The sequence below is a fragment of the Mesorhizobium sp. M2A.F.Ca.ET.039.01.1.1 genome (assembly GCF_003998035.1).
Taxonomy (GTDB): Bacteria; Pseudomonadota; Alphaproteobacteria; order Rhizobiales; family Rhizobiaceae; genus Mesorhizobium.
In genome coordinates, this window is the sequence record NZ_RZRY01000227.1 from 1 (window position 1) to 8,846 (window position 8,846).

Annotated in this window: 12 protein-coding genes; 10 read left to right on the top strand and 2 right to left on the bottom strand. The window is 64.1% G+C overall.

Features of this window, described 5'->3' with window-relative positions; genetic code table 11:
* From EOA24_RS18150 to EOA24_RS18175, 6 genes are all read left to right on the top strand, one after another.
* The coding region (locus EOA24_RS18150) for a metallophosphoesterase (RefSeq protein WP_127409954.1) at nt 1–911 on the top strand (911 nt) is incomplete at its 5' end.
* A gap of 163 nt (nt 912–1,074) precedes the next feature.
* Nucleotides 1,075–2,478 carry a patatin-like phospholipase family protein gene (locus EOA24_RS18155; protein ID WP_126083843.1) on the top strand — a complete coding sequence of 468 codons (1,404 nt, stop codon included), beginning with the start codon at nt 1,075–1,077 and terminating at the stop codon, nt 2,476–2,478.
* Nucleotides 2,479–2,497: 19 nt separating this feature from the next.
* The gene (locus EOA24_RS18160; RefSeq protein ID WP_126083204.1) at nt 2,498–3,151 is read left to right on the top strand and encodes a glutathione S-transferase family protein; all 654 of its coding nucleotides are present in this window, start codon (nt 2,498–2,500) and stop codon (nt 3,149–3,151) included.
* Nucleotides 3,152–3,245: 94 nt separating this feature from the next.
* Nucleotides 3,246–3,575: a YciI family protein gene (locus EOA24_RS18165; RefSeq protein ID WP_126083203.1), complete on the top strand. Its 330-nt coding sequence runs from the start codon at nt 3,246–3,248 to the stop codon at nt 3,573–3,575.
* Between the two features lie 207 nt (nt 3,576–3,782).
* Nucleotides 3,783–4,127 (top strand): YkgJ family cysteine cluster protein, encoded by a 345-nt coding sequence (locus tag EOA24_RS18170; protein ID WP_126083842.1) that lies wholly within the window; start codon nt 3,783–3,785, stop codon nt 4,125–4,127.
* 69 nt (nt 4,128–4,196) lie between these two features.
* Nucleotides 4,197–4,808, top strand: coding sequence for a LysE family translocator (locus tag EOA24_RS18175; protein ID WP_126083202.1), 612 nt, complete (start codon nt 4,197–4,199; stop codon nt 4,806–4,808).
* On the opposite strand, the gene EOA24_RS18180 is transcribed toward EOA24_RS18175, so the two are convergent.
* Complete coding sequence (locus tag EOA24_RS18180) at nt 4,805–5,830, bottom strand: AraC family transcriptional regulator (protein ID WP_189343164.1); 1,026 nt, start codon at nt 5,828–5,830, stop codon at nt 4,805–4,807. The two genes, EOA24_RS18175 and EOA24_RS18180, sit on opposite strands and share 4 nt — an antisense overlap.
* Nucleotides 5,831–6,015: 185 nt before the next feature.
* Between EOA24_RS18180 and EOA24_RS18185 the strand changes: the two genes are divergently transcribed.
* The 3 genes from EOA24_RS18185 to EOA24_RS18195 all read left to right on the top strand — a co-directional run bounded on the left by EOA24_RS18185 (nt 6,016) and on the right by EOA24_RS18195 (nt 7,307).
* Nucleotides 6,016–6,453, top strand: a complete 438-nt coding sequence (locus EOA24_RS18185) for a GFA family protein (protein ID WP_126083200.1) — start codon at nt 6,016–6,018, stop codon at nt 6,451–6,453.
* 56 nt (nt 6,454–6,509) lie between these two features.
* Complete coding sequence (locus EOA24_RS18190) at nt 6,510–7,025, top strand: OsmC family protein (protein ID WP_126083199.1); 516 nt, start codon at nt 6,510–6,512, stop codon at nt 7,023–7,025.
* 84 nt (nt 7,026–7,109) lie between these two features.
* Nucleotides 7,110–7,307, top strand: a complete 198-nt coding sequence (locus EOA24_RS18195) for a hypothetical protein (protein ID WP_245501814.1) — start codon at nt 7,110–7,112, stop codon at nt 7,305–7,307.
* An 86-nt stretch (nt 7,308–7,393) separates the two neighbouring features.
* Here EOA24_RS18195 and EOA24_RS18200 read toward each other — a convergent pair whose 3' ends face one another.
* Entirely contained in the window at nt 7,394–7,849 is a 456-nt protein-coding gene (locus tag EOA24_RS18200) for an Lrp/AsnC family transcriptional regulator (protein WP_126083198.1), read from the bottom strand.
* Nucleotides 7,850–7,982: 133 nt separating this feature from the next.
* On the opposite strand from EOA24_RS18200, the gene EOA24_RS18205 reads away from it, so the two are divergent.
* Nucleotides 7,983–8,519 carry an alpha/beta hydrolase gene (locus tag EOA24_RS18205; protein ID WP_126083197.1) on the top strand — a complete coding sequence of 179 codons (537 nt, stop codon included), beginning with the start codon at nt 7,983–7,985 and terminating at the stop codon, nt 8,517–8,519.
* The last annotated feature ends 327 nt before the right edge of the window (nt 8,520–8,846 follow it).

Genomic DNA, 8,846 nt, shown 5'->3' on the forward strand with positions numbered 1-8,846 from the left:
CACTTCTTCGCAATGTCGCGGCCCTGAACGCCGTTGCCGACAAGAAGTGGCCGGCCGAGATCGACGGCGTCTCCACCGGCCTGCATTCGGCCGGCACCCGCATCGGCACGCCGCTCGGCCTCGTCACCGGCGGCGACATCACTGATGATGGCGGCGGCCAGGTCACCGAGCCCAGCGAAGGCACGCAGCTTCTGCAGTTCTCCCAGCGCTACCAGGAAGGCATCGGGCCGGATCGCGTCCACATCCCGGTCTATGTCGGGCTCGGCAATCACGATCTCGACCAGAACGGCTCGCCGCCGCATGTAGATTGGTATCGCCGCGAATTGCGAGATTATGTCGAGGTCAACCATCGCCCCGGCGTGTTCTTCAAGCCGCCTGTGCCGGCAACCGAATACGACGTCGACACTGACTGCTATTCCTGGGACTGGGGCGGCCTGCATCTCATCCAGACGCACCGCTTCGCCGGCGACACCGGACATGGCGCGCCGAGCAGCCTGCCCTGGCTGAAGCAGGACCTCGCCACTTATGCCGGCGATGGCCGTCCAGTGGTCATCTTCCAGCATTATGGTTGGGACACCTTCTCGACCGAGCGCTGGGATCCGGTGAAACGCACCTATGACGACGATGGTTCAGGCCGCCCGCACTGGTGGGGCGAGGCCGACCGCCAGGCTCTGCTGGCGGCGATCAGCGGCTACAATGTCATCGCGATCTTCCACGGCCATCAGCACGAAGTGCCGATGATCTACCAGCGCGACGGCCTCGATCTCGTCAAGCCGAAGGCGGCCTATATGGGCGGCTTCGCACTCGCGCGCATCACGGCCGACAACATGGATGTGGTGCTGGGCGAGGCGGCTGGCGACCATGGCGAGATCGTCTTCACCAACGCTTTCGCCAAGCAATTCCAGGCATGAAAAGGCCGCCCCGCGGCGGCCTCCATGGTGCCTGTCATCCTGATGCTTGAGGGGTGCGGTTGCATCGGGCAACGCAATCCGGTTAGGCTCGCCGCGGCTGCCGGCGAGGGCAGCCCTGGGGGAACCGGGTTTGCGTCTTCGTGTGGCTTTTGTCGCTGTCCTGATGGCCCTGGCTGGCTGCATCGCCGACGACGTCGGACCGATCAACACGCTCACCCGGAAAGCAGGTCGCCCATCACCCACTTATATCCCCGACCCGGCCGATGATGGCTCGACCGTCGTGGGACTTGCGTTTTCCGGCGACGGCACGCGGGCCGCCGCTTTCTCCTACGGCGTGTTGCGGGCGCTGGACGACGTCGTCATCGATCAACGCCCGAAACAGCGCACGCTGGTCGACGACATCAGGATGGTTTCGGGCGCCTCGGGCGGCGCGGTCACCGCCGCGTATTTCGGCTACAAGGGCAGGGACGGCTACCAGGACTTTCGTGAGCGCTTCCTGACCCAGAACGCCGAAGCCGATCTCAGGACATCGTTGTCGCCGGTCAACTTCATCCGCGCCTATTATGGCGGCGTCAACGACCGCAGCGGTTTCGCCAGATGGCTGAACGACCATCTGTTCGACGGCGCGGCCTTCAAGGCCTTGCACCGGCCGAAAGGTCCGATCGTCTGGATCAACGCCTCCGACATATACAACCGCACGCCGTTCCTCTTCACCCACGACACCTTCGCGGCGCTGTGCAGTGACCTCGACCAAGTGCGGATTGCCGACGCTGTCGCGGCATCTGCCGCCGTGCCGATTGTCTTCGCACCGATCGTGGTCTCGGCGACCAGCCCCCATTGCGGTTACCACAGGCCGCAATGGCTGAGCGAGGCGCTTGCCGACCGCAACGCCTCGCTGCGGCTCAAGGCCTATGCCAGCGCGCTCGATTCCTATCAGAACGACGATCCGCTCGACTATGTGAAGCTGCTCGACGGTGGGCTGACGGACAATATCGGTGTCACCGGCTTCACGCTTGAGCGCTCCGCCGCCGGCACACCTTACGGGCCGCTGTCGCCGTCGGCCGCGGTCCGCCTGACGACGCTGATCTTCATCGTCGCCGACGCCGGGAGCGACAGCGATGTGAACTGGGCGAAGTCGCTGCACGGGCCAAAGGCCGCCGAGCTCCTCGACGCCGTGACCAGCACCACGCTCGCCGCCTCGGTGCGCGACGAGTTCGATGCGCTGAAACTTGCGGTCTCGCAATGGAAGGGCGAGCTGGTGCGCTATCGCTGCGGGCTCCCGGCCTCGACCGTTTCGGCCTATCGCGGTTCGTCGGCCGGGTGGAACTGCCGTGGTGTCCGCCTTGTGGTCCAGCACCTTTCCTTTGCCGATCTCGATCCGGCGACGCAGGCGAAGCTGAACGAGATTCCGACCAGGCTCAGGCTGCCTGTCGACCAGGTCGATCTCACGATCGATGCCGGCCGCAGGGCGCTCGAGGTTAATCCCGACATACAGACGGCAGTCGCTGCGATCCAGGCCCGCGCCGGCGTGAGGCCGCCGGCGATCACGACGGCCGAAGCGAATTGACATCATCAGGAGACAGTTCTTGGCAGAGTTCACCCTCTATATCGGCAACAAATGCTTTTCGTCCTGGTCGCTCAGGCCCTGGGTGGCCATGCGGCACCTGGAAATACCTTTCGAGGAGGGCTTCGTGCGGCTACGCACGCCGCAGACAGCCGCCAACCTCGCCAAGGTGTCGCCGACCGGCCTTGTGCCGGTGTTGAATCACAATGGCAGCATCGTCTGGGAAACGCTTGCCATCCTTGAATATCTTGCTGACCTCTACCCTGAGAAAAGGCTCTGGCCGGAGGACCTCGGCGCTCGTGCGCTGGCGCGCTCGGTTGCCACCGAGATGCACTCCGGCTTCCGCGAGGTTCGTTACGGCTGGCCGATGAACCTGCGTCGGCCGACATCGCACAAGCCGCTCGATGCCGAGGGCGAGGCACAGCGGGCGAGGATCGAGGCGATCTGGCGCCAGTGCCGCGAGCAATATGGCCAGGGCGGCCCGTTCCTGTTCGGTCATTTCACTGCGGCCGATGCCATGTATGCGCCGGTGGTCACGCGCTTCGACACTTATGGCGGCGAGCTGGCGCCCGTCACCCGCGCCTATGTCGACGCGGTGCTGGCGATGCCCGCGATGCGGCACTGGTACGCGGAAGCTGCCAAGGAGCCCTGGCCGGAGCCCGGCCCGGACGAATAGAGCTATTCCGGAAGAAGGTGTAACGTTCGTGGAGGTTGCGCAGCGGATACGCCTCGTGGGCGGCCGGCGGCAATAGACTTTCGGGGAGGCGGCGATGGCCAGCAGTGAAGCATCGCGTGAAGCCACGGCGTCAACGATCTTCCATTGCCGGTTGATCCCGCCGCGGCCGGATTTCGCCCTCACTATGACGGAGGAGGAAAGGGCGCTGATGGGCCGGCATGCCGACTATCTGCGCGAGAAGCTCCGCGAAGGCATCATGATCATGGCAGGCCCGGTCGCCGATCCGGCCGGCCCATGGGGGCTGCTGATCCTGCGTGCCGGCAGCGAGGCGGAGGCGAGGGCCGTGACCGACGCCGACCCGGTGGCGCGTTCGGGCCGCGGCTTCCGCTATGAGATCCTGCCGCTGTTGAGCGTGATCATGTAGGCCTGATGAAAAACGCCTCTCGCGCTTTTTACACGCGGGAGGCGTCTTTGCCGTCAACCTTTCTCGATCGCTCTCGAATTGCTGACAGCAGGGATAAACCGGCAGCCGGCGAAAGGGTTCCCGGCAAAACGAAAAAATCATGCTGTCGGGAAAAATTGCGTGGAAGTATGGACGAACGCCGCAATCCTGCGCCAAGACAAGGCACGCATGAGGATCGCCTTGCCGCTCGACCCCGCCATCACCGTATCGCTTTCGCAAGGCGTCGCCTTCGACTGCCAGAGCTGCGGAGCCTGCTGCTCCTATTCGGCCGACTGGCCGCGCTTCTCGACCGAGGAGGATGAGCAACTGGACCGCATCCCGCTCGAACTGGTAGCCGCCGACCAGTCCGGAATGCGCTGCGAGGGTGCGCGGTGCTCTGCGCTCACCGGGGAGGTGGGTAAGCACACGGCTTGCGGCATCTATGATCTCCGCCCGGATGTCTGCCGCGCCTGCATGCCCGGCGGCGACGACTGCCTGATGGCAAGGACGGCGCATGGGTTGTCGGTGAGCTAGTCTCCACCCGCTTGCCGAAGTCCACACCTCCCGGTACCTTCCGGCCGGGCAGGGCCGCGGAGGAAATCCATGAGCATCGAATTCCTGTTGACGTCGCTGATCATCGTGGCCTCGCCCGGCACAGGCGTCCTCTACACGCTGAGCGCCGGCCTCTCGCGCGGCGCGCGGGCCTCGGTCGTAGCCGCATTCGCCTGCACGTTGGGCATCATCCCGCATATGGCGGCCGCCATCACTGGCCTCGCCGCTGTGCTGCACACCAGCGCCGTCGCCTTCGAGACGCTGAAATATCTCGGCGTCGCCTACCTGCTCTACATGGCCTGGAACACGTTGAAGGAAAAAGGCGGCCTCAGCATCGATGAGGACGCCGCGCCGCGCTCGACCGCCAGGACGATCACCGCTGGCATCCTGGTCAACGTGCTGAACCCGAAACTGTCGATCTTCTTCTTCGCCTTCCTGCCGCAATTCGTCAGCACCACCGAGCCGCATGCGCTGCCCAGAATGCTGGAGCTCTCCGGCGTCTTCATGCTGATGACCTTCGTCGTCTTCGCCGTCTATGGCGTCTTCGCGGCCTCGGTGCGCAGCCACATCGTGTCGCGGCCGAAGGTGTTGACCTGGATGCGCCGCAGCTTCGCCGCTGCCTTCGTCATGCTTGGCGCCAAGCTGGCTGTGGCGGATCGCTAGCTCCCTGATTCATTCGCCGTTTCGGAAGCCTCGTCGCTTCCGGAGCCCGCCGCAACTCTAACGCCCAGGCGCCAGGCCGAGGGCGGTACGCCGATCATCTTCTTGAAGGCCCGGCTGAACGCCGCTTCGGATTCGTAGCCTATCTCCGCCGCGATGCTGGCGACGTTGCTGTTGCCGGTGCTGAGCAGCTCCGAGGCGATCTGCATGCGCCATTTGGCGAGATAATGCATCGGTGGCATGCCGACGATTTTGGTGAAGCGCTCCGCAAGCACCGTGCGCGAGAAAGCGGACTCCTTGGCCAGCGCCTCCACCGTCCAATTGTGGGCCGGCCGGTCGTGGATCAGCGCCAGCGCCTTCGACAGCTGCGGATCGCGCAGGCCCGCCAGCCAGCCGGTCTGCTGCGGCGGCAGCGATTCCACATAGCGGCGCAACACGTCAACGAACATCAGTTCGCTGAGCTTGGTAAGCACCGTTTCGCTGCCGGCCCGCTTCTCGGCCACTTCCGAGACCGCCAATCTGATGAACTGGCCGAGCCAGCCGCCATCGCCTTTGACGTCGCCGGCCTTGATGACGGGCGGCAGCGCCTCCAGCAGTGGATTGAAGGGCAGGGCATGGCAGGCGAGATAGCCGCAGACCAGCCTCGCCGACAGCGATCCGTCCTTGACGTAGTTGATCGGGAAAGGCGTTTGGCTTGCGGCCGCGATCTGCAGCACGTCCGCCGTCGGCGGGTCGGCCCTCAAATCGGGCGTGCTCGACATGATATGCGGGTCGCTGTGGGTGAAGACCACGACCTCGCCGGCCTCCACCGGGATCGCCTCCTGGCCGATAATGCGGGCAAAGCAGCGGCCCGCCGTGAGCACGTGATAGGAAATCAGGTGGTCCGCGCCCGGCAGTATCCTCGGCAATATCGAGGCGGGTGCCGGCGAGCAGACCGCCCACGGATCCTGGGCCTCGATGTCGAAAAACGTCGCACCGGTGAGGCGCACCGTTTTCAAAAGGTCAGACAGAGCGTCTCCGGCCATTTCACCCATGTCCCGCTAAGCCAGCTGCGCGACTTCCATTCGAGTTCCGGACGCGCTGTCAACTAACGCGGACGCCCCATCATTCCGTCCCAGGTGGGAAGCTTTAAACCCCAACCGGCGTCAGGAGCTGTCTTCTGTTGCACGCTCTGCGCAATCGAACGCAACGAAAGAAAAGGACTAAAGTCATGACGGTACATAAGACGGTACATAAGGGCGGGTGTTTTTGCGGCGCCGTGGAAATTGAAGTCCACGGAAACGCGGAGGCAATGGGCTATTGCCATTGCAGTTCCTGCCGTTCCTGGTCGGCGTCTCCCGTGAACGCCTTCACGCTGTGGAAGCCTCAGAACGTCAAGGTCACCAAGGGGGCGGAGTTTCTCTCAGGTTTCAAGAAGTCCGAGATGAGCGACCGCCAGTTCTGCACGAAATGCGGCGGCCATTTGATGACGGACCATCCGCCGCTCGGACTGGTCGACGTCTATGCGGCCACCATACCGACGGTGGAATTCGCGCCGGGGGTCCATGTCAATTACGCCGAGACGGTCCTGCCGATGAAGGACGGGCTGCCGAAGCTGAAGGACTTTCCCGCCGAGCTCGGCGGCTCCGGGATCGCGGTCCCGGAATAGGTCCGGACGATGGTCGACGACTTCAAGCAACCGCAATTCACGACAGGAGAACAGCAATGGATATCGCGACGTTTCGCGCCACGCAGGAGCCGATCAAGGATCTTTATCGCAAGGATGCGCGGGCCGCGCTTCTTACCTTGAAGGCGAAGGGCAGCGCCGACGACTCAAAGGTGACCTGCAAGGTCGAAACCGGGCGCGGGCTTGCGCTGGCCGGCATTCATCCGAAGGCCGGCGGCAGCGGCCAGGAGCTTTGCTCCGGCGACATGCTGCTGGAGGCGCTGATCGCCTGCGCCGGCGTCTCGATGCGCGCGGCCGCGGCCGTGCTCAAGATTCCGATCAAGTCGGCGGAAATCTCCGCCGAGGGCGATGTCGATCTTCGCGGCACGCTCGGCGTCACCGAGGGGGTGCCGGTCGGCTTCAAGGAAATCCGCCTGCGCTTCGACATCGAGTCGGATGTCGAGCAAAGCCGGCTGACCCAACTCATGGAGCTCACCGATCGCTACTGCGTGATCTTCCAGACCATCCAGCGCAGTCCGAAGACCCTCGTGAAGCTCAACAGGGTGGTCTCGTGACACTTTGCCCGGAACCGAGATCCTAGCGGGCAGGTTCCGGGCTGGGCCTGAGCGCGGCTATCCGCGCCAGGCCTATCCTTTCACATGCCCCGTCGCCTCGACGATTTTGCCGGAGCGGCGTGCGCAGCGCTGGCGTTGCTGGTCGAATCTTCGCTGGAAGGCCTTATGGTGATCGCCCGCGCCACCAACGACCGCACGCCGGTCCAGGCCGTTGCCGACGAGGTCGCCGCGCTGGTCGAGCAGGCGGGGCTTGCTGGTCAGGCCACTGCGGAGCCGCATTGACCATTTGAGCGGTCAACTCGGTCGCGCGCGGCCGATGAAGGCCCGCCGGCAGAGCGTTTCGCCTTTCCTTTGAACGGTGAAACGCGCTAGCGGGCCGATTGCCGGATCAGATCGCGGCCGATCGGCTTCGGTGTCTCGCTGCGCAGCACCAGCGCCGTCGTGACGGAGCCGTGGCGCGCCACGGCGTCGACGATGCTTTCAAGTTGCGCCGGCGAGGGGACGACCACTTTGAGGATGAAGCAGTCCTCGCCGGTAAGCCGGTGCACTTCGGTGATCTGTGGCATCTCGGCGAACTGCTTGAGGCAGGGGCGGATATGCTCATGCGTGGTGCGCACCCGGATGATGGCCATCATGCCCAGGCCGAGCGCGGCCGGGTCAATCACGGCGGTGTAGCCTGCAATGACGCCGCGCTCCTCCAGGCGTTTCACCCGCTCCGAAGTCGCCGGCTGCGAGAGGCCGACGCGGCGGCCAAGCTCGGACATGCCGATGCGGCCGTTCTCCTGCAAGGCTTCGACAATGGCAATGTCGGTGGGGTCGAACATAACTGGCTCATCGGGTTATTCATCTTCACTTTGAATCCATCGGATTCGAAGTCATTTTTTCCGATGATTTCCTATTCCTGCTCCTGCGGCAAGACGCCACCATGCTCCTGTTGATCTTTAGGAGCAAGGCGACATGACGCATTTCATCATCCTGCCGGGTAGCGGCGGCTCGGGGCCCACGCATTGGCAATCGCGCTGGCAAGACACCGATCCGGCGATGCGGCGTTTCCAGCCATCAAGCTGGGACCTGCCTGATTTCACCGACTGGCTGGCGGCTCTGGAGGCAGCCGTGATCGAAGCGCCCGAGCCGCCCGTTCTGGTGGCGCACAGCCTGTCGTGCCTGCTGGTCGCGCATTGGCAGACAATTTCGCGGCGTCCGGTCCGCGCGGCCATGCTAGTCGCGGTTCCGGACCCGATGGCGGCTCTGTTCCCGGTCTACGGCATGGCCTTCGCCAGGATACCCCAGGACAGATTGCGCTTTGCTTCGCTGGTGGTCGCTAGCACCGACGATCCCTACGGATCGCGCGACTATGCCGAGGCGAGGGCGGCGCGGTGGGGCAGCGGCATCGCCATCATCGGGCCGGCCGGCCATATCAACGCGCAAAGCGGATTGGGCGACTGGCCGCAGGGCCGCGCTTTGCTCGATGGCCTTGTCGCTGAAGCAGCCTGAGGCGCAGCGTTGACGTTTGAGCAACGAAAAAGGGCGGCATCTCTGCCGCCCTTTCCGTATGAATTAGCCAAGCAGCCTGGATTAGAAGTCCATGCCGCCACTCAAGCCCGCTTGCGGGCTTGAGCAATGTTGGCTGATGGGCGTGCTTTATGGACTTCTTAGAAGTCCATGCCGCCACTCAAGCCCGCTTGCGGGCTTGAGCAATGTTGGTTGATGGGCGTGCTTTATGGACTTCTTAGAAGTCCATGCCGCCACTCAAGCCCGCTTGCGGGCTTGAGCAATGTTGGTTGATGGGCGTGCTTTATGGACTTCTTAGAAGTCCATGCC